At 66.0% G+C, this 24,342-nt stretch carries 18 protein-coding genes; 11 read left to right on the top strand and 7 right to left on the bottom strand.

Annotated features, from left to right (window positions below; all coding sequences use genetic code 11):
- Positions 1-121: 121 nt before the first annotated feature.
- On the bottom strand, positions 122-1,831 hold the full coding sequence (locus tag JOF57_RS20370) for a PE-PPE domain-containing protein (RefSeq protein WP_234938195.1): 1,710 nt from the start codon (positions 1,829-1,831) through the stop codon (positions 122-124).
- Positions 1,832-2,032: 201 nt separating this feature from the next.
- Positions 2,033-2,746 carry a TetR/AcrR family transcriptional regulator gene (locus tag JOF57_RS20365; protein ID WP_209919393.1) on the bottom strand — a complete coding sequence of 238 codons (714 nt, stop codon included), beginning with the start codon at positions 2,744-2,746 and terminating at the stop codon, positions 2,033-2,035.
- A 323-nt stretch (positions 2,747-3,069) separates the two neighbouring features.
- On the opposite strand from JOF57_RS20365, the gene JOF57_RS20360 reads away from it, so the two are divergent.
- Together JOF57_RS20360 and JOF57_RS20355 are read left to right on the top strand one after the other, a co-directional pair.
- The gene (locus JOF57_RS20360; RefSeq protein ID WP_209923535.1) at positions 3,070-3,906 is read left to right on the top strand and encodes a cutinase family protein; all 837 of its coding nucleotides are present in this window, start codon (positions 3,070-3,072) and stop codon (positions 3,904-3,906) included.
- A gap of 132 nt (positions 3,907-4,038) precedes the next feature.
- Positions 4,039-5,172 (top strand): DUF7159 family protein, encoded by a 1,134-nt coding sequence (locus tag JOF57_RS20355; protein ID WP_209919391.1) that lies wholly within the window; start codon positions 4,039-4,041, stop codon positions 5,170-5,172.
- Here JOF57_RS20355 and JOF57_RS20350 read toward each other — a convergent pair.
- Positions 5,156-7,102, bottom strand: a complete 1,947-nt coding sequence (locus tag JOF57_RS20350) for an SNF2-related protein (RefSeq protein ID WP_209919389.1) — start codon at positions 7,100-7,102, stop codon at positions 5,156-5,158. The genes JOF57_RS20355 and JOF57_RS20350 overlap by 17 nt on opposite strands.
- A 173-nt stretch (positions 7,103-7,275) precedes the next feature.
- Here JOF57_RS20350 and JOF57_RS20345 point away from each other — a divergent pair, with 173 nt between their 5' ends.
- Together JOF57_RS20345 and JOF57_RS20340 are read left to right on the top strand one after the other, a co-directional pair.
- Complete coding sequence (locus JOF57_RS20345) at positions 7,276-7,518, top strand: hypothetical protein (protein ID WP_209919387.1); 243 nt, start codon at positions 7,276-7,278, stop codon at positions 7,516-7,518.
- A gap of 25 nt (positions 7,519-7,543) precedes the next feature.
- Positions 7,544-9,319, top strand: coding sequence for a molybdopterin-dependent oxidoreductase (locus JOF57_RS20340; RefSeq protein ID WP_209919384.1), 1,776 nt, complete (start codon positions 7,544-7,546; stop codon positions 9,317-9,319).
- Here JOF57_RS20340 and JOF57_RS20335 read toward each other — a convergent pair.
- Positions 9,316-11,691, bottom strand: a complete 2,376-nt coding sequence (locus JOF57_RS20335) for a lysylphosphatidylglycerol synthase transmembrane domain-containing protein (RefSeq protein ID WP_209919381.1) — start codon at positions 11,689-11,691, stop codon at positions 9,316-9,318. The genes JOF57_RS20340 and JOF57_RS20335 overlap by 4 nt on opposite strands.
- Before the next feature lie 246 nt (positions 11,692-11,937).
- On the opposite strand from JOF57_RS20335, the gene stpK7 reads away from it, so the two are divergent.
- Positions 11,938-13,737, top strand: coding sequence for a serine/threonine protein kinase StpK7 (gene stpK7 / locus JOF57_RS20330; RefSeq protein WP_209919379.1), 1,800 nt, complete (start codon positions 11,938-11,940; stop codon positions 13,735-13,737).
- A 13-nt stretch (positions 13,738-13,750) separates the two neighbouring features.
- Here the strand turns inward: stpK7 and JOF57_RS20325 are convergent, their stop codons facing one another.
- Positions 13,751-14,431 (bottom strand): sensor domain-containing protein, encoded by a 681-nt coding sequence (locus JOF57_RS20325; RefSeq protein WP_209919378.1) that lies wholly within the window; start codon positions 14,429-14,431, stop codon positions 13,751-13,753.
- A gap of 694 nt (positions 14,432-15,125) precedes the next feature.
- Here JOF57_RS20325 and JOF57_RS20320 point away from each other — a divergent pair.
- The 4 genes from JOF57_RS20320 to JOF57_RS20305 all read left to right on the top strand — a co-directional run bounded on the left by JOF57_RS20320 (position 15,126) and on the right by JOF57_RS20305 (position 19,984).
- Positions 15,126-16,259: a glycosyltransferase gene (locus tag JOF57_RS20320; RefSeq protein WP_209923533.1), complete on the top strand. Its 1,134-nt coding sequence runs from the start codon at positions 15,126-15,128 to the stop codon at positions 16,257-16,259.
- Positions 16,260-16,297: 38 nt separating this feature from the next.
- The gene (locus JOF57_RS20315; protein WP_209923531.1) at positions 16,298-17,275 is read left to right on the top strand and encodes a glycosyltransferase; all 978 of its coding nucleotides are present in this window, start codon (positions 16,298-16,300) and stop codon (positions 17,273-17,275) included.
- Positions 17,272-18,762: a glycoside hydrolase family 130 protein gene (locus JOF57_RS20310; protein ID WP_209919377.1), complete on the top strand. Its 1,491-nt coding sequence runs from the start codon at positions 17,272-17,274 to the stop codon at positions 18,760-18,762. The genes JOF57_RS20315 and JOF57_RS20310 overlap by 4 nt, the downstream gene beginning before the upstream one ends.
- Before the next feature lie 118 nt (positions 18,763-18,880).
- Entirely contained in the window at positions 18,881-19,984 is a 1,104-nt protein-coding gene (locus JOF57_RS20305) for a fatty acid desaturase family protein (RefSeq protein ID WP_209923529.1), read from the top strand.
- A gap of 193 nt (positions 19,985-20,177) precedes the next feature.
- Here the strand turns inward: JOF57_RS20305 and JOF57_RS20300 are convergent, their stop codons facing one another.
- Complete coding sequence (locus tag JOF57_RS20300; protein WP_407666639.1) at positions 20,178-20,852, bottom strand: glycoside hydrolase family 25 domain-containing protein; 675 nt, start codon at positions 20,850-20,852, stop codon at positions 20,178-20,180.
- A 263-nt stretch (positions 20,853-21,115) separates the two neighbouring features.
- On the opposite strand from JOF57_RS20300, the gene JOF57_RS20295 reads away from it, so the two are divergent.
- Both JOF57_RS20295 and JOF57_RS20290 read left to right on the top strand, forming a co-directional pair.
- Positions 21,116-21,328: a hypothetical protein gene (locus tag JOF57_RS20295; protein WP_209919375.1), complete on the top strand. Its 213-nt coding sequence runs from the start codon at positions 21,116-21,118 to the stop codon at positions 21,326-21,328.
- A 77-nt stretch (positions 21,329-21,405) separates the two neighbouring features.
- A complete protein-coding gene (locus JOF57_RS20290; protein ID WP_209919373.1) occupies positions 21,406-22,758 on the top strand; it encodes a cytochrome P450 in 1,353 nt (450 codons plus the stop codon).
- Here the strand turns inward: JOF57_RS20290 and JOF57_RS20285 are convergent.
- Positions 22,755-23,930 carry an FAD-binding domain gene (locus tag JOF57_RS20285; protein WP_209919371.1) on the bottom strand — a complete coding sequence of 392 codons (1,176 nt, stop codon included), beginning with the start codon at positions 23,928-23,930 and terminating at the stop codon, positions 22,755-22,757. The two genes, JOF57_RS20290 and JOF57_RS20285, sit on opposite strands and share 4 nt — an antisense overlap.
- Between the last annotated feature and the right edge of the window lie 412 nt (positions 23,931-24,342).

Here is a 24,342-nt window from a genome sequence, read left to right as displayed (position 1 = left end):
TCTCGAAGGGCAGTTGTGGACTTGAGCCGTCAAGAAAGTGTCAAGAGTTATTGGGGCAAACAAAGATTCGTCGACAGTGCTGGTCGCACCGTCGACGAAACCCTTCAGGCACCGGCGACGGCTAACTTGCGTGCGCGCTGTCTTGCCGTGATTGCCCGGTGCGCTGACTGCCTGCCGACTTCGCGGCCTGCTGTGCAGCGCGTCGCGTTGATCGATCCGATGCTCGGTCGGAGTGATCGGTTCCCGTTGACGAGCGCGCTCGCCGCTCGTCGGTCGACGTGCGGGTGGGTGCGCTGTTCACGTCGCGCTTCCCGGAACCACCGGAATGCGGGACCGCACTCAGTCGCCGCTGCGCCGAATCGGTTTGGGGAGAGGCCGTTCTCGCCCGCCCGTTCCGACTGACATGAGTGGGTTTCGGCGCGGTGTCGCTATCGGCCTCGGGTTCGGCTTTGGCCACGGTGTCCGGGTCGGCGGCGACCTTGGCAGTCACTTCGGCAGTTTCCGGCGCGGTCCCGTCAACCGGTTCGACGGCGTGCTTCGGCGCTGTTGCCTCACCGATGGCCTGTAGCACCTTGGCCAGTGGGCGGGTTGCCTCCGACAACGCCTTCGTCACGTCGACGACGGTGTGGCGTACCCCTTGTTCGAATGGCGAGGTACCCACGGGATCGATCGGATGCTCGGTCACCGGAGTCTCGGGCTCGGTGCCGGAGACCACGGGCTGGGGAAGCGTGGGGGTGTACTTCTCGCCGCCTAGAATTGCCAGCGACTGCTCGAATGCACCGGGCAACGCGTTCAGTGCCTCGTGCACCTTCTCCGATGGGGTGACCCAGCCGAATTCCTTGACCTGGCTGGGATCTGCCATGCGGTCATATCCCATCTCGATGAACACCCGCAGCACCGGATCCATGGCATCGACGAACCGTTCGGCACCGATCAGGGATGCGGGAATCCGCAGCGGTGCCAACAGCGGCAGATATTGGGGCAGCATCACGTAGGTGGTGTTGCCGACCTGGGTGGACACGGCGTTGGGGGCGTCGGGATGTTCCAGCACATAGCCGGGAAAGACATGCTGGAACAGGATCCCGGAGAGAGCGTTCGAGATGGACAGCACGTTGAAATACGCTGGGAAATCAGCGAAGCCGTCGTACTGGTTCTGGTAGTACGTGGTCTTGAAGGGGCTGTCGGACGGTCCCGGCCGACCCAGCGGGAAGATGTCGCCGAGCACGGGCACATCGCTGAACGAGGTGAAGCGGGCCAGTATGCCGCCGTTGGGCTGGTACGGGTCACCGATGAAGACGAACTCGTAATTGTCCGCGTTGGCTACGTAATTCGGGTCCTTGGCCATCTCGGCGCGCACAATCTCGGCTACCTGGGTGCCTTGTGACATGCCGATGATCGTGACCTTGTCGTCGGCCGGTGTGTTGGCGATGTCCTGCTGGAGGTAGCCCGCCCCGATCTGGGCGGACCGCTTGAGCGAGTGCGGCCAGTACGGAATGTCGGACAGGCCCGGCAGATCCGAGATGATCGGGAAGTCGAGGCTGATCTGGGCGGGGTAGGGGACGGTGTGGAACGAGTCGCCTTCGGGCACCGTGCTGCCGTAGAAGAACAGCGGGACGCTCAACCCGAATCCGTCGAACGAGGGCCCCACGCCGATCGTGGTGCCGACCAACCGCACCGCAGCGCTGTAGGTGGCGGATGGAGTGCTGACGGTGACCCCGGCCGATGCGGCGACGACGACTCCGCCGGCCATCAACATCGATGCCCAACGACGTGAACGGCGCTGCCGGCGCTCACTGCGCGGCGGCACCCCCCGGCGACCCCGACCGTTCATGCCTGTTCCTTCTTTCCTCGTGGTTCGTCCGGTCGGCCAGATGTCTGGACGCCGCCGAAATTTCTAGAGGGACTACCGACACATCAGTGGTGAACTGTGACGGGCGCCACGCCATGCGCAGCCGAAAGTTACCAGCGGGTAGAAGTTATGGCAAGGGTGACTGTTTGCAACAAGAACTCTTGTTGCAAACGTTCTGCGAGTTCAGCGCGCCGACGCCGCGATCCCGGCGCGAACCACCGAGGTGAACGTCGTCATCGTGCCGATCAGGGTATCGATAGTCGGCGGCGAGTCGCTGTTGATCTCTCGTTGATGCAGCCAGTCGGCCACGCTCTCGAACAGGCCACCCACGGTGGACACCGCCAAGCCGTGATAGTCGACCGCGTCGTCCTCGGGCAGGCTGGGAAACTCGCGCTGCCGCCACAGTCCTTCGAGAAAAGCCGCGGTCCAGCGGCGATTCTCGCGACGAAGCCGTTCGACACGCGGCGAGATCCCGGCGCATTCACCGAAAGCCACCACCGCCACGCGGGGATCGTCGACAAGCGCGTGGGCGAACGCCGACAGCAGGCGGTGGACCGTTTCGTCGGGATCATCGGGGGCATCGGCGAGTGCGTCGACCGCCTGCTTCTCGATTCGCTCTGCAATCTGAGTCAGCAGGGCCAGATAGCAGTCCTCTTTGTTACCGAACACCTCGTAGAACGCTTTGTTGCCGACATATGCCGCCTGGCAGATCTGCTCGATCGAGGTGTTGGGGTACCCGTCGCGCGCGATCAGCTCGAAGGCAGCCGTCAACAGTTGTTCGCGGCGATGGGCGCGACGCTGCTCGGCATCGAGTCCGCGGATCGTGCGCTGCCCGCGGGGCTTTGCAGTGGGCTCCGGCGTTTCGTGCGTCCCGGGGGCCACCGGCGGTCTACCCATGGATCGCAGTGTAATGGCGCCATTGCCACGCAGATCCACTGATGCCGGCAGGCCGCCGGGTCCCCTGATCGTGTCATTGCCGAAAGATGTTGCAGGAAAGGGACTTCGCTGGAATTGGGTGGGCGCGCCGGGGTCGAATGGACGCGAAACCCCTTGGCCCACTTCCTGAGAGTTCTCTTTGGTTCTTGAGGGAACTCTATGCTTCGCACTCTCGGGGCGCGATCCACGCTGTGCTGTGTCACAGTGAATTGGTGCGGAAGCGCGGAAGTGCTGCTGTGGTCGCCGTCCTTGCGGGGGCGGCTTCCGTGCTGAGCACCGCGACGATGCCGTCCACCAATGCGGCGCCGTGTCCGGATGCCGAGGTGATATTCGCCCGCGGCACCATGGAAGCGCCTGGATTGGGCGATACCGGCGAGGCGTTCGTCAACGCGTTGCGCGCCAACGTGGGTACCAAATCGGTGGAGGTCTATCCCGTCGATTACCCCGCCACCACTGACTTTCCCACCGCCGTCCAGGGAATCGCCGATGCGCGAGCCCGCATCATGACCACCGTTGCCAACTGTCCTGACACCAAGATGGTGCTCGGCGGGTTCTCTCAGGGTGCGGCCGTCGTCGGCTTCGTCACTGCGAGCGTTGTGCCCGACGGGGTTTCACCGGCAGACGTGCCTGCGCCGATGCCGTCGGATGTGGCCGACCATGTTGCGGCCGTCGCGCTGTTCGGGAAACCGTCGCCGCGATTCATGAAGGTGCTCAACAATCCCTCGGTGGTCGTCGGGCCGAATTACACCGCCAAGGCCATCGACCTGTGCGTCGACAACGACCTGGTGTGCGACCCACAGGGCCGAAGCTTCGGTATCCACACCCAGTACGCGGAGGCCGGTCTGGTGAACCAGGGCGCGGCGTTCGCGGCGAGCAAGCTTCAGGACGACTGGGCGCAGCAGACGACCGAGGCGGTTCCGCCGGCCACGCTGGTCGGTACCGGCCCGTCGCAGCCATCGCAGGTCCCGCCGGTCCGGCCGGCGCAACACATGGGACCGGCGCCGCAGAACCTTCCTGGCCCGGCCCCGGCACTGAGCCCCGCAGCGCCGACCCCGGCCACGCCGGCTGCCCCGCCGAGCGCGCCGGGTCCGGTCGCGCCGCCGCCGATTGCGCCGGTATAGCCGTGCCTGGTGACCTGCTCAGTGCTTCGGGACGTCGACGCCGGAGTTGTCCGTAGATCGCCGCACCCATGTGTAAGCCACGCCACACCGGTAACCTGACTGATGACTGACTAGGCAGATCGGGGGATCGGGATGGATCTCGTGCTCGGCCTCGCGATGACTTCGAGAGCCGTTCGGTGGGTGCTTGTCGAAGGCACGACGGGCGAGGGGCGTCCGGTTGACCGCGGCGCGATCTCCCTCGATGACGTCGCCGGTTATGACCCCGACGGCCTGCTGCGCGGCTTGGTGGACGACACCGAACTCGAGGGCGGGCATCGCATTCACGCGATCGGTGTGACCTGGACGAATGATGCTGCGCCGCTGGCCGGCCACATCATGCAGTCCCTGGACACCCGGGGCTACGGAAATGTGTTCGCGGTGTCGGAGATCGAGGCGACGGGCATGTTGGCCAGTGGCATCGCCGAGATCACCGAGCACGACGACATCGCGGTCTGCGTCGTCGAACCCGACGCCGCGGTAGTGGCGATCGTGACGCCCGACGATGTCAGTGCCGACCGCATCGAGCGTTCTGAGACGTTCGTCGCCGACATCGCCGGGCTCCTGGCCCTCACCGGCCGACCGATCAGTGCCCTGTTCGTCCTGGGTTCCGATGCGGACGGTCCGATCGTTGCCGCACTGGCTGAGTCCATCCCGGCCGCGGTGATCACCGCCAACGAATCCGATCTGGCGTTTGCCCGGGGTGCGGGCCTGGCAGCAGCGCTCGCGGTGAATACCGCGGCCGCGCCCGCCAAGGCGGTGCACTGGACCAAGGTCGGAGCCCTGTCGTCGGTGATCGGTGGGGCATTGGTGGCGCTCGTCGTCGCGACCTCGGCGGCGGTCGGCCTGCATCTGCATCCGGGAGCGGTATCGGAGACGGCGCAGGCCGCCGGTATCCATGAATCGGCCCCCGAGGCGGGGCCGGCACCGAAACCGGTACACAAGTCGGTGGACAAGGCTGCGACCAAGCCGGCACCAGCGGCGCCGCCGCACACTCCCGCGGCCCCGCCGCCGGCGCAGGCGGTCGAGCAGGTCAGCCCGCCGGCACATCAACCGCCCGCTCAGCTTCCTGCCGCTCCGGCACCCGCGCCGGCTCCGGTCTATGTGCCGCCCGCGCCGGCCCCGGTCTACAGCCCTCCGCCGTATGTGCCGCCGCCGGTGACCTACCCGCAGCCGCGGCTGCGGGACCGGATCATCGAGCGCATCCCGATCATCAACCGTTTCCACTGAACCTGGTGGTGAGCCCGGACCGGGCGATCCGGGCCTGCTCGGCCCGCACCACCTCGTCCTGATGCGGGGGAGCCTGGTCGGGGTGCTGGGCCAGGCGGCGGATCTGCTCGTCGACGGTGCCCCTGGCCAGCAAGCGGTAGACCCGCACGGTGTGCAGTTCGCTGAGCCGCTGGGTGCGTCCGATCAGCTGCCGTTCGGCGCGCGGCTGCCACTGGGGTTCGGCGATGATGAACACCACCGGGGCGTCCAGTCGGCGCAGGTCCAGCTTGCCTGCACCGATGTGGGCCAGCAGGGTGGCCGGCCCGCGGTCGGTGGCGAATGCGTCGACGACGGCCTGCTGATCGGGTACTGATGCGTCGATGGTTCCGAAGGTGTTTCCCGGCAAGGCTTTCCGAATCACCTCGAGCACGGCGGGAAAGTGGGAGAACACCACCACCCTGGCCCCATTGATGTGGGCCTCGTTGGTGAGTTCGACGAGTCGGTCCAGCTTGGCGGCCGGCGTCGGCGAACCGGACGGCCAGGCCGCCTGCCGGATCGCGCTGAAGTTGCCGCTGGTGACGGCCTGGCCGTAGCGCTCGCGGTCCGCCCGAGTGGGCCGCACCCATTCCTCGGTGGAGATCCGCACCGGCAGTTCGTCGACCACGTCGCGGTAGTCGCGTCGCAGGTACACCCGGTCCACTGCCCGGCGGAAGGCGATCGATCCGCGGTCGCCCGCGTTCGGCGCCACCTTGCCCGCGACGTCTGGCTGCAGGAAATCGGCGAGGTGGCGGAAACCACCGATCCGTTGGTGCATCGGCACACCCGACAGGAACAGCACGCGGTTGTCGGAGGTCAACACGTTGCGGACGGCGCGGGACCGGTCGGATTTCGGGTCGCGCAGCAGGTGTGCCTCGTCGACGATGACCAGGCCGGGACGTTCGGGCAGCTTGATGCGCGCCACGGTGTCGTAGGAGACGACGGCCACGCCTCCGGCGGTCTTCCAATTCTCCAGGCGGGCATCACGCTCACGGCCGCGGATCTCGATCGCCCGCAACGTGGTGTGCTTGGCTGTTTCTGCGGCCCAATGGATTCCGGTGTTGGGCTGGCAGATCACCAGGGTGTGGCGCAGCTGTTCGACGGCGGCCAGGTGCGCGACGACCGCCAATGCCTGCAGGGTTTTGCCGAGCCCCAGGTCGTCGCATAGCAGAACCCGTTCGCGCGCCACCGCATAGCGGGCGCCGAACTCCTGGTACCCACGCAATTCGGTCTGCAGCAGTGAGCGGTTCAGTACGGTCTGCTCGACCTGCGCGGCCACCTCCGCCCCGACAAACCCCTGGCTGGCATCCACATCGGTTGTCCCGGAAGCGAATTCACTCATCAACTGGTCGATCGGCCGCGGGTCGGCGCGGTACGAACCCCACGGGTCGCCCTGGGAGTGGTGGGCCTCCTCGATCCGGTCGACCAGCTCGCCGACCGATTCCCGTAACTGATCGGAGGCGGTATGGCTGCGCAGCCGCGGCATCAGTCGGCGCAACTGTTTGACCGGGGCATCGGCGTGGACCAATGTCAGCAGCGAGGTCAGGAGCGCGGTGTCCTCATCGCGTAGCTGGGGGCGCGTGGTGGTGCGGATGTGTTCGGCCATCGCCTGTGCCGCGGCCTGCACCGACTGTGCGGCCTCGATGTCGACCCCGGGCACCTGGGTCAACAGCCGGGCCGGCACGGTGAGGACGTCGGCGGCCGTGCGGTACTCGGAGTTGGCCAGCCCGCCGAGACGGGCGCCCCGGGCCAGGTAGGGGCGCACGTGCTCCAGTGGCGCGGCCTGCAGCGTCCGGTTCACCACCCCGTCAGTGCTCGCGTGGATGCGGTCGGCGATCTCGGCACGAAGTTTGCCGATACCGGCGAGCGCCGCATCGGCATGGCGGATCAGCTGAGCGGGGTCGGAGCTGTCCATGGCAAATCATCATTGCACTGTCGGGCCGGGCCCGGGTGCACGGATTCCGCCGGGGTGGCCGGGCTGCTCTTCGCGAAGTTCTCGGTTCCGCTCACGTTCATCACAGGGAATGCCCAGCTGGCGGAGCTAACTTGGAGTTGCACCATACAAAAACATATGGAAGGTGGCGGATCATGCGAATATTCCCTGCCGCCGCGCTGGCCACGGCCGGCGTCGCGGTGTCTCTCATCTTGGCGCCCCTGGCGGGAGCCGCACCGGTAGCGACCGGCAGTCAGCACATCAAGCCGGCCCCGCAGACCTGCACTACCACCAACGTCGGCAGTATGTGCATCTCACCGGGCAACGCGCAGATCAACGATGCTCCGCCGTTCATCAACACCTTCCCGATGTACGGGAATTTTCCGTGGATCCTGTGATGCGCGGTGATGAGGAGGTCGGGGCATGGCCGTCGATAACCGGTTGGAGTCGCTGCTAGATCACCATCACCCGGCCAGGGTGCTGCACGAACGCGTCGATGAACTGCAGTTCGGCGGCGGCATACCGCAAGTGCCGGCCCGCTTCCCGACGGTTCGTTTGGGTCGGCACTGGGTCAACGCGCTGTGGTTGATCGCCCTGGGTGCCGTCGGCCTGCTCGTCGCTGTCGCGGTGGCCCAACAGCTACGTGAGTACGGCTGGATGCAGGGCTTCATCACGCGCTATCCGGGCACCTCGACCAGATACGCGCCCGCGGTAACCGGCGGTTTCCCGGCGTGGCTGCGGTGGCAGCACTTTTTCAACATCGTCTTCATGCTGTTCATTCTGCGATCCGGGCTGCAGATCCTGGCCGATCATCCACGGCTGTATCTGAATTCGGGTTGCCGGCCCGGCACCGAGTGGTTGCGGATGCGTGGCCAGGTGCCCGCCGACCGGATGGACAAGAGCGATCCGGCGCGGGTGTGGACGTCCAAGGACGATGCAGTGAGTTTGCCGAAATGGTTGGGAATACCGGGTTTCCGACACTCCATTGGTTTGGCCCGATGGTGGCATTTCAGTTTCGACCTGCTGTGGTTGATCAACGGTGCGCTGTTCTACGTGCTGTTGTTCAGCACCGGGCAGTGGCAGCGGATCGTGCCGCAGTCGTGGGACGTGTTCCCGAATGCGCTGTCGACCGCGGTGCAGTACGCCTCGTTGAATTTCCCGGTGAACCAGGGGTTTACCGCCTACAACGGCATGCAGATCCTGGCCTACTTCCTGACGGTCTTCGTGGCCGCGCCACTGGCATTCGTCACCGGCCTGCTGCAAGCGCCGGCGATCGCGGCCCGGTTCGGCACCGGCCGGGGACCGTTGAACCGTCAGGTCGCCCGGACTGTGCATTTCGCAGTCTGGTTGTGGATGGTGGTCTTCATCGTCATCCACGTCACCATGGTGATGACCACGGGCGCGGTGGAGAACCTCACTCACATCACACTAGGTACCGACACCGATTCCTATTGGGCGCTGGCGGTATTCGGCCTGGCGGCCGCGCTGGTCGTCGCTCTGTGGTTGGCGGCCTCGCCGGTGACGATTCGTTATCCCAGGGTGGTGCAGAACGCCGGGCGGTTCACTGTCGGGTGGGCGAAGGCCTGGATGGAGCGCACTCATCCCCGAATGTCATACCGGGACAAGGATATTTCTCCCTACTTGTGGTCCAACGGCACCCTGCCCAACTCCGAGAATTACCGCTGGCTGCAGCGCGGGGACTGGTTGCAGTACCGGTTGCGTATCGAGGGCCTGGTCGCCAATCCCGTTGAACTGTCCTATCCGGAGCTGCTGGCGATGCCCAAACATGAGCAGATCACCCAGCACTACTGCATCCAGGGCTGGTCGGGGGTGGCCAAGTGGGGTGGGGTGCGGATGGCCGACATTCTGGCGCTGGTGCAGCCGCTAGCGGAGGCGAAGTGGGTGGTGTTCTACTCGTTCGCCGAAGGGGCCGAACCCGGTCATGGGCGCTACTACGACTGCCACCGCATCGAGCACATGCGTGAGCCGATGGCGTTGTTGGCCTATGAGATGAATGGCGAAATGCTCAGCGAGGCGCACGGTGCGCCGTTGCGGCTGCGTAACGAGTTGGAGCTCGGCTTCAAACAGGTCAAGTGGATCGAGGCGGTCGAGTTCGTGGCGGATTTCCGTGAGGTCGGATGGGGACACGGCGGGTACAACGAGGACCACGAGTTCTACGGCTACCGCATGCCGATCTAGATCATCTCGTGCTTCGTCAGCCAGCGCATCACCGGCCAGCCGATGAACACCGGCAGCCAGCAGGTCAGCACCCGGTAGAGCAGTACCGCGGGCACCGCGATCCCGGCGGGCACGCCGAAGGCGGCCAGACCACCGATCAGCGCGGCCTCGACCGCGCCGACACCGCCGGGGGTGGGGGCCGCTGAGGCCAGGGTGCCGCCGACCATCGTCACGACCGTGACGGTGACGAATGAGGTGGTTCCGCCGAATGCCTCGACGCTGGCCCACAGTGCCAGGGCCGCACCGAGAGTCGTGCCTGCCGCGCCCAGCACGATCAGGGCCAGTCGTTGAGGTTCGCGGGCCAGTTTGACCAGGTCTGCGGTGACCTCTTCGAGTTTCGGCCGCACCGAGGACGCCAGCCAGCGTCGTAGTTTGGGCACGGCCAGGAACGCGCCGATGAGTCCGAGCGCGAGCCCGGCGATGAGGTACAGGATCGTGGAACTCGGCACGAAATGCGATAGGTCGGCCGAGGCGCCGGCCGCGGTGCTGAACAGGATCAGCAGGATCACGTGCACGATCACTTGCACCGACTGTTGCAGGGCCACCGCGGCGGTGGCGCGTGTCGTGCTCAGCCCGCCCTTCTGCAGGAACCGGGTGCTCAGGGCCAGGCCGCCGACACCGGCGGGTGTGGTGGTGGCGGCAAAGGTGTTGGCCACCTGCATGATCGAGAGGTTGCGGAAACTCACCAGCCCGTCGGCGCACGCCCACAGTGCGGCCGCCGCACCGACATAGGTCAATGCCGAGACGGTCAGCCCGAGTGCGGCCCATGACCAGTTCACGGTGCGCAGTTCGGAGAAGAACGTCGGCACGGTGCTGATGAACGGGTAGGCCACATAGACCAGGGCCCCCAGCAACACCAGCTGGATCACCTGGGTTCGGGTGAACCGCGTGATGGTTTCGGTCTGGATCTGGTCGGCACCCGTCTGGCGTTTCACCTCGTCGCGCGCGGCGGCCATCACGGCCTTGGCGTCGGGAACGGCGTCGCGGACCCGGGTCGGCACCGCGGCCTTGGTCAGGCGGCGTGACGCGGTCAGCACGGCGTCGCGGCCGAACGCCTCGATCGCCGCGGCCACTGCGGACTGCGGGTCGTACAGCGCCGTGGTGGTGACGAGCAGTTGCGCGATATCGGACTGCAATTGGGCGTCGGTGGCACCGTATTCGGCGCTGCCGAACCCACCGAACAGCACGGCGCTGTCGTCGACGGTGATCTCGTTGGAGTGCAGGTCGCCGTGGGAGATCTGGTGGTCGTGCAGGGTGCGCAACGCGTTCCACACCCGCCCGACGGTGGTCTCGTCGGTGCACTGGTCCAGCGGGATGCCGCGTTTGCGGTTGTGCGCGTACAGCGTCCAACCGCGGTCGAGCGCGGCCATCGACATGGTCGAGGTGCTGGCCAGGCCCAGGTCGCCGATGGCGATGGCCATCAGGGCCCGGTGCTCGACGGCCCGGCGCATCGAGGTCTGCAGGGGTGCGGTCTCGTTGGAGCGCAGGCGCAGCTTTCGCCACACCTGACGTACGGCGCCGCCGCTCTGTTGGTTGGGGCCGTAGAGCTCGACGACGGCGCTGGAGTCCGGATCCTGGGACGCCGCGTCGAGCGTCAGCGGGCCGGTGCCGGCCGGGCGCACCACGGTGAGCGCCGAGACGACGAAGCCGCGCCGGGCCAGGGCGCGCACCGCACCGTCGAGGGGGACTTCCAGCGCGGGGGTGCCGACGATCCACACCACCAGGGCGCCGACGAACCAGCCCGCGGACAGCCCCAGCAGTGAGCGGGCCGGCACCACGGCGCTGACCACGAGGTGGATGGGGACGAACGCCAGCAGCAGCGTCCACCACCAGCGCCGCAGCCGGCGGGACAGCCACGGCCCGGACACCGTGAGCACCGCGGCGAGCATGCCGATCCAGCGGGGGTCGTCGAGGAACTGCGACAGCTGCGAGTCGAGCCGGTCGGACAGGTCGAAATGCCATTTGGGGGCGGCGATGCCGTTGGCGGAGATCGACAGCGACACGATGGTGATCAGGGCCGCGGCGGCATAGGCGCCCAGCAGCTTCCACTGCCGCCCCAACACGATGCTGACCAGGATCACGAACGGCAGGGCCAAGATCGCGATGCCGTAGGCCAGGTACACCAGATTGGACTGGGTAGGGGTCAGAACGCCGACGATCTCGGAGATGGAGCGTTCCAGTGCCTCCCACTCGTAGCGGGTGATCAGCGAGCTGGTGATGACGGTGGCCAGGAAGATCGCGGCCAGCGTCAGACGCAGGATGTCGTTGGTGCGCCGGGTCGGGGGTTGCAGGAGGCTGCCGGTGACGGTGATGTCCCGTCCGTCGACGCGCATGTTCCCCCTTTCCCGCCCGTTATAGAGACGCGCTATCAAAGCCCGCGACCAAGGTAGCGGGCTCGGATGCCGATATCGGCGTTTGGTGGCGATCTGGACCGTTACGAATTCACATCGGTCTCACGCGTCACCGTGGGCGACAATTTTTGCTCGCCTGATGTGATCTGGACCGACACATGCGAGCAACGTGATGTAGCTTCGATCGACATGCCGACGCCGAATTGGCCGCTCCGGAGGAGTTGAACGGTGGATTCAACCCCATTCGGGCACTATCAGCTGCAGAAGCTGATCGGTCGGGGCGGGATGGGCGAGGTTTACCAGGCCTACGATTCCGACACCGACCGCATCGTCGCGCTCAAGGTTCTGCCTCCGCATCTGGCGCAGGATGCGACGTTCCAGGAACGGTTCCGTCGCGAGTCGCACGCCGCGGCGGGGGTGAGCAACCCGCATGTGGTGCCCATCCACGGATACGGCGAGATCGATGGCCGGCTCTATCTGGACATGCGGCTGATCGAGGGCCGCAACCTCGGCGCCATGCTCACCAAGACCGGCAAGCCCTTGGACGCGGCGTTCGTGGTCGGGATGGTCGGGCAGGTGGCTGAGGCGCTGGACGGGGCGCACGCGGCCGGGCTGATCCATCGCGACGTCAAGCCGTCGAACATCCTGATCGCCGACAACGACTTCGTGTACCTGATCGATTTCGGGTTGGCCCGTACCGCGGGGGACTCGGGGATGACCACTGCGGGCAGCACCCTGGGCACGCTGGCCTATATGGCGCCGGAGCGGTTCGACGGTGGCAAGGTCGATCCGCGTTCGGACATCTATGCCCTGGCGTGCGTGCTCTATGAATGCCTCACCGGGGAACGGCCCTACCCGGCGGACAGCCTCGAACAGCAGATCGCCGGGCACATGGTGTCCCCGTCGCCGCGGGCTTCCGACAAGGACCCGCGCTTGGCGGCCTTCGACGAGGTGATCGCCAAGGGCATGGCCAAGAAGCCGTCGAAGCGCTATCAGAGTGCCGGGGCGCTGGCAGTGGCGGCCAAGGAAGCGCTGTCGGTCCCGGTCCGTGCCGCCGGGCGGTCGGGACGGCATTCGGCGCAACGGGTTCCGACCCGGGTCCGGGTGTCCAAGAAGGTGGCCGCGATCGCCGGTGCGACGGCGCTGGTGGCCGCCCTGTGCGCGGTGGGGGTGTGGCAGCTGCGGGGGAGCGGTCCGGACCGGGTGGCCAATGCGGTGGGTTCGGCGGGTTCCGGTCCGGTGCAGGCGCCGACGGGTGCGGTGGACGAGATCGCGAAAACGGTGCCGGCCGACATCCGTGACTCCGGGCGGTTGGTCGTCGGGGTGAACGTGCCGTATGCGCCCAATGAGTTCAAGAATTCCAGCGGCGAGATCGTCGGGTTCGACATCGACCTGATGAAGGCGGTGGCCCGCGCGATGGGGCTGGTGCCCGACTTCCGCGAAACCGGTTTCGACGGGATCCTACCGTCGGTGCAGGACGGCAACTTCAACGTCGGCATGTCCTCGATCACCGACACCGCCGAGCGCGAGCAGCAGGCCGACTTCGTCACCTACTTCCAGGCGGGCACGCTGTGGGCACGGCGGCCCGGCTCGTCGGCCGATCCGGGTTCTCCGTGTGGACTGCGAATAGGCGTGGCGTACAGCACGATTCAGGACACACAGGAGATCCCGGCCAAATCGGACGCCTGCGTGGCGGCGGGGCTTCCTCCCATCGAGAAGGTGGTGCGCACCCATCAGGATGAGGTGACGGCCGCGTTGATCGCCGGTGAGGTGGACGCCATGACCGCCGATTCACCCGTCACGGGGTTCGCGATCAAGCTGAGCGGCAGTGCGTTGGAGCCCGCCGGTGACGTGTTCGATTCGGCGCCCTACGGATGGCCGGTGGCCAAGGGTTCCGGTTTGGCAGAGTCGTTGCGGTTGGCGCTGGAGCACGTGATGGGCACCGGCGAGTACCGCACCATCGCCACCATGTGGGGTGTGGAAAAAGGCATGATCACCCAACCCGTGATCAACGGGGCGTTCCACTGACGCCTCGCGGCAGTCAGACCGCGTTGCGCCCGGCGATGGCCTTGGCGAGTTGCACCACCTGGTTATCGGTCAGGTCGGTTCCGGTGATCCGCACGTCGACCACCAGGTTGGCCACGGACAGGATCGCGCGGCGGCTGCCCTGCTGCGGGCTGGTCGGCGTCTGCTCGTTGGTGACGTCGACGTCGTCGACGACGCTCGGGTTGCCGAGTGTGAAGGAGCTGGGCTGACGGTTGCCCTCGTAGGTGAGCCTGAGCGTGTCACCGGCGCATTGCCGCCAGGTATCGACCGTGCGGGTGACGAGTGCCCGCGCCGCCGTGGGCGTATCGAAGGCGGTGACGGCCTGATCGACTTCGAGGTCAACATCCTCGTCGGCGAACAGTGACTCGCGGAACTGCCGGAATCCACTGTCGCGGTATATCTCGTCCATGGCGTTGCCGATGACGGCCAGGCAGACCGGGCGTGAGGCGCGCTCGTCGGCGTCGAGCCTGGCGGGCTGACGCAGCGCGGTCTTGGGGCGTAGGCCCGTCGTGCCCAGGATGGTGTTGAGTTCCGATTCGCTGGCCAACATGCTGCCCAGGACGTCGACCTGTGTGCTGTCGGGGTCATTCGTTTGCTTGACACTGCAACCACCGAGGGCAGCGCCTGCCAGTGCGATAGCGGCGATGGCCGGGGCGACCGCACGTTGCACATACATGAGACCCCCTTGACCGTGTTTGCTGATCGTAAACGGTCAGGGGGTCCGGCGCACGTTTCGGATCGAGAGGCCTGGAGCTACATCTAGCGCTTCTTGGGGTTCAGAACGTCATCTGTGGACGACGTATCGCCACCTTTGACACGTTTGGCGGACCGTTTTCTTTGAGGGATTTGCCGGACTTCTTGGCCAGGCTTTGCCGCGGCGATTTGTCGGCCATGTCGGCCCCGTTGATGTGGGGGCCTGTGTCGGTCCCGGTTCCTGGAACCCTCCGCCTACGGTCGGCTATGCGCAACGGCACAGGTCGGCGCGGTTGACAATGCCTGTGGTGCAGCGTTGACTGGTGTTCTGGCCCGGATCCCGCCAATAGGCACAATCGATCCACGCGCTAGCGGAAAGCAGCGAGTTTTCCTGCGGTATCGCGAAATTCGGTTCAGTTCATACACGGTCTTGACGCGCTCGGAGTGGCCCGAGATGTCGGCCGTGAGCCGAAGCGAGGGCAGTACATGACGCACATCACCGAGCCGAGGGTAATCGGCAACCATGCGGATATGGGACCGTCAAAGTCGAAAGATGTTGACGATTCAGAAGTTTCCATCGCGGCCTTGGCCACGATGGAAGCGCTTCGCGCCCAAATCATGTCGGGTTCGTCTTGAGCGCTCCGGCCGTTCTGCACTTGCCGACCGGCCCCAGAGGGGTGCGTGCCTATCCCGATCCTCTGAGAGTCGGGATACTCAGTACGTATCCGCCGACTCCTTGTGGTCTGGCGACTTTCAGTGCGGCGCTCGCGGATGGTTTGTCCGCTACCGGTACGGATGTGAGTGTCGTTCGAGTCTCTGATGGTTCGCCGTCTGGCGGGGGTCGGGTCGTCGGTGAGTTGGTCAACGGATCCGCGGCATCGGTCGCGGCCAGTTCGGATCTGCTCAATCAGAATGACATCGCCGTCATCCAGCACGAGTACGGCATATACGGGGGTCCTGACGGCGCCGAGGTTGTCGACATCATCGGTGACCTCGATGTTCCGTCGATCGTCGTTCTGCACACCGTTCCCAAAGATCCGACGCCCCAACAGCGTTCAGTGCTGGAGATAGTGGCGGCACTGGCGGATCAGGTCGTCGTCATGTCCGAGTCGGCTCACCGGCGACTGTGTCTCGGCTTCCACGTTGAGCGGAGAAAAGTCACCACGATCCCGCATGGTGCGATTGTCCCGGCGCCTGCGCAGACCAAGCGCGGAGGCAGGCCCACCCTGTTGACTTGGGGTTTGCTCGGGCCGGGAAAAGGTATCGAGCGGGTCATCGACGCAATGGGCGACCTGCATCAGCTCAACGGTCGGCCACGGTATCTGGTAGCCGGCCGGACGCATCCAAAGGTGCTCGCTGCAGATGGCGAGGATTACCGCGACTTCTGTATCGAAAAGGCACGGCGTAGTGGCCTGGCCGACGCGGTGCACTTCGACTCCGGCTATCTCAACGGGGCGTCGCTGACTGCTCTGCTCCGCTCCGCGGCCGTAGTGGTGCTGCCCTACGACTCGACAGAGCAGGTCACCTCCGGGGTGTTGGTCGACGCGGTCGCCCATGGGCGGCCGGTTGTCGCTACCGCCTTTCCTCATGCCGTTGAGCTGCTCGGGAGTGGGGCGGGCATCGTGGTCGACCACGAGAATCCAGAGGCACTCACCTCCGCCTTGCGCAGCGTGCTCACCCAACCGCGCCTCGCCGGCGCGATGGCAGCCGAGGCGCGTCGGTTGGCACCGATGATGTCGTGGTCAGTCGTCGCCAATGCCTACCTGTCGACTGCACGGAAGATCCTGGCCGACCGGTCGGAACTCCAGTGACCGACCTGCCGATCCCCCGCTTCGACCACCTACTGCGGATGACGGACGGCAGCGGAACCTTCGAGCATGCCCGTCTGGCCGAGCCGAGAGCCGAAAATGGTTATTGCACAGACGATATGGCGCGCGTACTGATCGTCGCCACGCGCGCACCCGGCCCCGACCGGGACCTGAACCATCTCGCGGGCGTGGCGATGCGCTTCCTCAACGAGGCGCAGACCCTCACCGGTGCTTGCCGCAACCGGATGGAAAGTTCCGGCGCGTGGGTCGACGAACCGGCGTTGGAGGACGCCTGGGGGCGTTGCCTGTGGGGCTTGGGAACCGCCGCTGCACACAGTGATGTCGGCATGGTCCGCAAGATGGCTGCCAATCAATTCCAGCGTGGCGCACAGCGGAGGTCGGTGTGGCCACGGGCGATGGCGTTCGCGGTGCTGGGAGCGGCTGAGCTGCTCTCCGCCCACCCCGGGCACAGCGTCGCCCACTCGCTCATCGCCGACTACGTCGCCGGTATTCCTGCGCCCACCGGTGACCCGGCCTGGCCCTGGCCCGAACCGAGACTCACCTACGCCAATGCGGTTCTCGCCGAAGCCATGATTGCCGCGGGCGTCGCGATCGAAGACTCGGCGCTGTACAACCGGGGCCTGGACCTGCTGGCATGGCTGGTCGAGCGCGAAACGGCCGGCGATCACCTGTCGGTCACCCCTGCCGGCGGCTGGGGCGTCGATGATCCGCGGCCGGGATTCGACCAGCAGCCGATCGAGGTGGCCGCACTGGCAGATGCATGTGCCCGCGCGGCTGCTGTCGATCCGAGCGCGATCTGGCCAGAAACCGTGCGGGCCGCCGCCGCCTGGTTCCAGGGTGCCAACGATATCGGCGAGCTGATGTGGGATCCCGAGACCGGTGGCGGATTCGACGGGTTGCACGCCGATGGGGTGAACCGCAATCAGGGTGCCGAGTCGACGCTGGCAGTGCTCTCGACTTTTCAACAGGCACAACGCTTTTCCCATGTCGCCCCATGACGTCGATCCGTCCGCTAACACTCACGCGCAGTTCTCAGTGGTTGATACCTGACCATTCGCGGGTGATCACACAGCTGTTCGTGCCGGGTCAGGAGGGTTTCGAACTTCAGGAATCCCGGGCGGGCAAGGTTCTCAGGCGGATCCTGGATCTGGACGAGATCCAGGTGCTGGCGGCGCTGGACGATGTCTTTCTCAGACACGGTGATCGCCACCACGGCCTCATCGACACGTTTCGGCGCCATGCCGCGGAGCTGGCCGACCGGCTCGCTTTGGGTGCGAAGCTATCCGAGTCTCGAATGTTGTTGCTTGGCGCGGTGTTCACCAGTGAATACGCGATCGAGGGTGCCGCACTGTGCAACCCCAGCATCGTCGTGCACCCGGATCAATCCGGAACCGCGACGGGCAGTGTGAGATTCGTGATGAGCGTGCGGGGGATCGGGGAGGGGCACCGGTCATCGATCGGCTTCCGGACCGGCACCGTCGATGATGCCGGCCGGGTCGTGGTCGACGACCCGGTACCGTTCGCCTCCCTCGGTGCAACTGTGCCGACGCTCCTCGACGCGGATGTGTTTCGCAGCGAGTTGGCCTGGCTGGAAGGTCGAGGCGAGGCATCCGACTATGTGCTCGATGCGCTCGGCGATCGGTTCACCCGTGCCGACCTGGATGAGCGGCTGGAGCAGTTGCAGCGACACCGCAGCACCCGCCGGCATGCACCGGCGACAATCGCGTTGATTCGAGCGATCGCGGACCGCGCGTACGGGGTCGAATTCTCCGGCGATACCGCACTCTCAGAACGTGTGCTGTGGCCCGCAACCAGCGCAGAAGCCGCCGGCATGGAAGATGCGCGTTTCGTGCGTTTCGTTGACAACGACGGTGCGGTCACGTTCTACGCGACCTACACGGCGTACAGCGGCTCGCAGATCAGCCAACAGCTTCTTGCGACCACCGATTTCCGGTCGTTCACCTCGGTGCCGATGGTCGGACGGGCCGCCGCGAACAAGGGACTTGCCCTGTTTCCGCGCCGGATCCGCGGACGATTCGCGGCCATGTCGCGATCAGACCGGGAATCGAACACGATCGCCTATTCGGACGACCCGGCGGTGTGGACGAGCTCGTTGCCGTGCCAGCAGCCGACGCAGCCCTGGGAGGCGCTCCAACTGGGAAACTGTGGTCCACCCATCGAGACCGAGGATGGATGGCTGGTGCTCACCCACGGCGTCGGCCCCATGCGCACCTACCGGATCGGGGCCCTCCTGCTCGACCTGGACGATCCAACCCGGATTCTCGGTCGGCTCACTGAACCGCTGCTCAGTGCGGCGGACGACGAACGCGACGGTTACGTGCCCAATGTCGTGTACTCCTGCGGCGCGCTCGTGCACGCCGACACCTTGGTGCTGCCGTTCGGGGTCGGCGACGCCGCAATCCGCATTGCCACCGTCCCCCTGCCCGAACTGCTGGGCGCATTGCACGGGGAGCGCAGCGTATGACCAGGTCAGGGGTGCTCGACGTCGCGCTGTGGCAGAGATCCGCATCCGCACCTAGGCTGAAGGCACTCACTCCCAGGTGGCCCGGACCCATGCCGCCCTACACAGACGGACCTGGAAACTGACTATCAGAGATATCGCGGCATACTCGAAGTTGAGCTGCGCGGACATCGACGCGATCGCGGCTCAACTCGACACCATCCGCAGCGACATCGAGAATTCACTCGGTGCGCGGGATGCTGCTTACATTCGACGCACCATCGTGTTCCAGCGGGCGCTCGAGGTAGCCGCACGGTTACTGATCGCCGGCACCCGGTCGAAGGCCGGATTGCTTGCCGGGACGGCGACGCTGGCTTACGCGAAATCCGTTGAGAACATGGAACTCGCGCACAACGTCGGCCATGGCCAGTGGGATTGGATGAACGATCCCGAGATCCACTCCAGCACCTGGGAGTGGGACATGGTGGGCCCGTCGCCGCAGTGGCGGTATTCGCACAATTACCGACATCACGTGTTCAGCAACGTGCTGGGCGTGGACGATGACCTGGGCTTCGGGATCCTCCGGATGAGCCGCGACCAGCAATGGGAACGTCAACATCTGGTGCAGCCCCTGCGGAATGTGCTGTTGGCCCTCATCTTCGAATGGGGCATCGCCCTGCACGACTTCTACTCCGCTCGGGACCGGGCGACCACCGACAGCGGTAAAGATGCCGCGCGGCAGGAGTTGCGCGCGAAGATCGGCCGTCAGCTCACCAAGGACTACGTCGTGCTGCCGGCGCTGAGTGGGCGGCGCTGGAAGCGGACCCTGGTCGCGAATCTGACCGCGAATGTGCTGCGCAATCTGTGGGCGTACGTCGTGATCGTCTGTGGACATTTCCCTGACGGCGCCGCGAGGTTTGGCCCGGAAGTGCTGCAAGAGGAGAGCCGCGGTGAGTGGTACCTGCGGCAGATGCTGGGCGCAGCCAACTTCAAAGCCGGCCCGGTGCTGGCATTTTCCAGTGGGCACCTGTGCTACCAGATCGAGCACCACCTGTTCCCGGACCTGCCCAGTAATCGCTTGCCGGAGATCGGCCTGCGGGTGCGCGCATTGTGCGACAAGTACAACCTGCCCTACACCAGCGGGTCGCTCACCCGCCAGTACCTGCAGACTGTGCGGACTATCTTCAAACTCGCGCTGCCCAATGCGGGGTGGCGCGCGGTGTTCCGAGCGGCGCCACCCATCTGACCGGGATCCCGAAAAGGAACGTTACTTCTGCAGTCCCTGTGCCGTTGGTGGTCGAACAGGGAGAAGCTGTCGATCAACGGGTGGCGCGCCCTGTACTCCCAGTAGACGCCGATATGGGGGCCGTGTCAACGTTGCCCGAATGTTGATTGTAATCCGTTGCAGCGCAATGGTTTTGATGCCGGATCCCGATCATTCAGACCAGGTCGGCGCCTTCCTGTGACGGGGTGGCGATACCGCAGGCCGCAGCGAACTGCACCGGGTCGAGGCCGTCGGCGGAGTTCATATCGCAGTTGCCGAACGGCGGTGCGCCCTGCGGCAATCCGAAACCGAACCCGCTGCCGTCGGTGTACTGGTGGGCGACCTTGCCGGGATAGTCGGGGTTGCTGCCGTACGCGGCGACGACGAGCCGGATCCCGCCTGGTTTGGTGCGCCACATCCTGTTCAGGTCGCCGACGTTGCCGTAGCCGATGATTCGGGCGCGGTCGCCGGTGTAATCGGACAGATTCCCGTAGAGCAGGTTGATCCAATCCGAGCCGTCGCCGAGCGGGTTACCGCCCTGCTCGACGTCGAGCATCAGGGCGATACGCGGGTGCACGCCCCCGTTGGCGTCGATCATCGCGCGCACGGTGGTGGCGTTGGCCAGCCAATTGGGCCGGCAGTAGGTGTAGACGATGCCGAATACCAGCCGCCCGGAATCCAGGGCGCTGCGCATCCACGAGTAGTTGGCCGCGAAATTGTGGTCGCGGTACGTGCCGTCGCTGACCCGGATCGAGAGCACCTGGTACGGGTAGCTGTCATCGACCGGGCGTTGCCACTCAGACACGTCGGCAAACAGGGTGTCTTTGATGACGGCGGCGGCTTGCACCACCCGTGGGGCTCGGCTGGTCTTGCGCAGCTTTCCCCGCGCGACCTTTTGATTCACCGCACCACTGGCCATGGTCACACTCCTATGACCAGCGTAGGCCGGCCGGAACCTGGCCGGGCTCGTTCCCCCGATCGGGGGACATGGGATTCGTCCGGTCGATGGGCCGGTCGGTCGATACACCCGAAGGTCGGATCGGCGCATTCTTATTTCAACGCCGGAACGGACACCGGAAGCAACGAAAAGCCTTATCCGACAAAGGAGTCGACATGAGCACCATCGCCCGCCGCATCGCCGCAGGATTCACCCTGGCCGCCGCTCCCGCGTTGATCGCCCTGGGTGCCGCCACCGCTCACGCCGATTCCGCCACCCTCAGCGCCGGGCCGTCGTCCAGCTCGCATCAGGCCTTCCCGCACCAGCACAACATGCCTCAGCCCGGCTCCTCGGTCCATCACCACCATCAGCGCAACCACGCCAAGTAGGCCTGGGGGAGGCAAGGCCCGGACGCAAGCCGGCGTCCGGGCCTTCGGCTTGCCGCCACTGCTCGTATGGTGGGGTTATGGGTGGTACCGCGTCACTACCGCCGGGGCCGCCGTTGCCCCGGGCCGTACAGGCCGCATTGATGCTCCGTTACTGGCCGCGGTTCGTATCGGCCTGCCGGCGACGCTACGGCGACGTATTCACGCTGCGAATCACGGCGATGGGCACGATGGTGTACCTGGCGGACCCGGCCGACATCAAGGTGGTGTTCGCCGGAGATCCGACAATTTTTCATGCCGGGGAAGCGAATTCGGTGCTCAGTACGCTGCTCGGCGACAGTTCGGTACTGGTGATCGACGAGGACGAACACCGCGAACGCCGCCGGCAGATGCTCCCGCCGTTTCACCGCGACGCCGTGGCCCGCCAGACCGAGATCATGGCTGAGATCGCCGCAGCGAACGTCGCGAGCTGGCCAGTGGGCACTCCCTTCGCGGCGGCGCCGAAGATGGCTGAGATCACCCTGGAGGTGATCCTGCGAACCGTCATCGGGGCGTCGGATCCGGCCCGGCTGGCCGCGTTGCGGGAGGTCATGCCACGGCTGCTCAGTGTCGGCCCGTGGGAGACGCTGGCCATCGCCAGCCCGGGCCTTCAGCGGCGGCGTCCGTGGCGGACCCTGCAACGCAACATCGAGAATGCTGACCAGCTGTTGTTCGCCGAGATTGCCGATCGGCGCGCCGACCCGGAGTTGGCGACACGCACCGATGTGCTGGCCATGCTGGTGCGTTCCGCCGATGCGGACGGGCACACGATGACCGACCGTGAGCTGCGAGATCAGCTGATGACCCTGCTCGCCGCCGGGCATGAGACGACCGCGACCGCACTGTCGTGGGCGCTGGAGCGGTTGACCCGTCATCCCGCGGTACTCGACAAGGCGGTGCGGGCCGCGCGTACCGGCGACGACGAGTACCTGGACGCCGTGGCCAAGGAAACGTTGCGGATCCGGCCGGTGGTGTTCGACGTGGGTCGGGTGCTGAAACAACCGGTGGAGGTGGCCGGCTACCGACTGCCCGCCGGGGTGATGGTGGCCCCGGGCATCGGGCTGGTGCACGAACGCGACGACGTGTATCCCGACGCCGACCGGTTCGACCCGGGCCGCATGCTCGGCGTGACGCTGGGGCCCACCACCTGGTTCCCGTTCGGCGGCGGCAACCGCCGGTGCCTGGGGGCGACTTTCGCGATGGTCGAGCTGCGGGTGGTGCTGCGCGAAATCCTGTGTCGGGTGGATCTTTTCACCACGACCGCCGCGGACGAACGGCAGCAGGTCAAGCACGTCACGCTGGTGCCCGATCGTGGGGCGCGGATCTGTGTGCGGACCGTCCGCGAGCCCTCGGTCGAGGACGATCGCAGCCGGGCCGAGGCCACCCCGCGCTAGCCGATCCCGTAATCGGGCAGGTCGAGGTTGTCGCGCAGACTGCCGGCGAACAGCCCCGCCACCGGGCGTCCGAGGTTCATCGTGCGCATCGCGACATCGCGGAACCACAACCCGAACCGGGTCCTGGTGGCGAAGAAACCCAGCAGTCGTTCGGCACCGGCCTGCTTGCCCTCGATGAACGGCCGCAACAGCGACTCGTAGCTCTCGAAGGCGCGGCGGTGATCGTCACCAGCGCGGGCGAGTTCCCCGGCCAGGGCGTATGCCTCGGTGATCGCCAGCCCGGTGCCCTCGCCGCCCAGCAAGGAGATGCAGCCCGCCGCATCGCCGATCAACAACACCCTGTCTTCGGACCAGCGGTCCATCCGGATCTGGCTGACCACGTCGAAGAAGAGATCCTCGACCTGGTCCACCGCGGCCAGGACCTGTCGAGATTCCCATCCGGCATCGTCGAACTGGTTGTGTAACTGCTCTTTTGGCGTCATACCGCGGTCGTCATGCTCATCGCGGAACACGAACAGGAACATGGTGCGGTCGCCGCGCAAGGTGAACTGCCCGATCTGGCGCCCCGGAACGCTGTACGTGAGATAGGCGTCGGAACCAGACCCGCCGCGGTAGCCGTCGACCACACAGGCAGCGACCTTGCAGCCCAAGTAGTGCTCGAACCGCTCCTCGGGACCGAACGCCAGGCGGCGCACGTTGGAGTGCAGGCCGTCGGCGCCGATGACGAGGTCGAAGTCGCCGGCCGGTGCGTTCTCGAACGTCACCCGGACCCCGTCGGAATGCTGGTCGATGCCGGTGATGCTGTCGTCGAACAGCGTCGGCACGGAGCCTTCGATAGTGCGGTAGATGGCGGCGGCCAGGTCGCCGCGGGGCAGGCTGGTGAGATCGTCGCCGACCATTCGGCGGAACACATCGACGCGAAGTTCGGCGCGGGTGGCGCCGTCAGATCGCAGCGAGCGCACCGCCCCCACTTCATAGCCCGCGTCGCGGATGGCGGATTCGATGCCCATCTTTCGGGTCACCCGATAGCCGATGCCCCAGAAGTCGATCATGTAGCCGCCGGTGCGGAATGCCGCCGCCCGCTCGATCAGCGTCGGGCTGTGGCCGGTGCGGTGCAGCCAGTGTGCGAGCGCCGCCCCGGCGACCCCGGCTCCACTGATGGCTATCCGCATAGCAATTCGATGCTACGCGAGTGGCGGTTTCAGGCGTGCGGGAGTGTTTGCATCGAAAGGCCCGGACGTGGTTACGCCCGGGCCCCTCCTTCCCCCTGGCTTATCCGGCGAGCCGAGTTGACGGAGTCTCAACGCTTTTTCGGGTGTAAAACTCCCTCGGTCGAGTGTGGGTCGCCTGCGTTGTCCCGCTTGGCCGCGCGTTTCTCCTTGAGCGACTTCCCTGATTTCTTGGTCATACTCTGGCGTGGCGACTTGTCAGAAATGGTCGGCCCCTTTGACTTGGGGGCCTGTGTGGTCCCGATAGCTTGACCCTACGCGCGGTCCACTGCACCCGCAACGATGTGTGCCAACAGTGTTGACAGCCGGTGGAGAGATGCTCCCGCTGTCAACGATGTAGAAACCCATTGCGGGC

Origin of the sequence: Mycolicibacterium lutetiense (genome assembly GCF_017876775.1) — a bacterium.
GTDB classification, from domain to species: Bacteria; Actinomycetota; Actinomycetes; order Mycobacteriales; family Mycobacteriaceae; genus Mycobacterium; species Mycobacterium lutetiense.
This window is presented reverse-complemented; position numbering and strand designations above follow the sequence as displayed.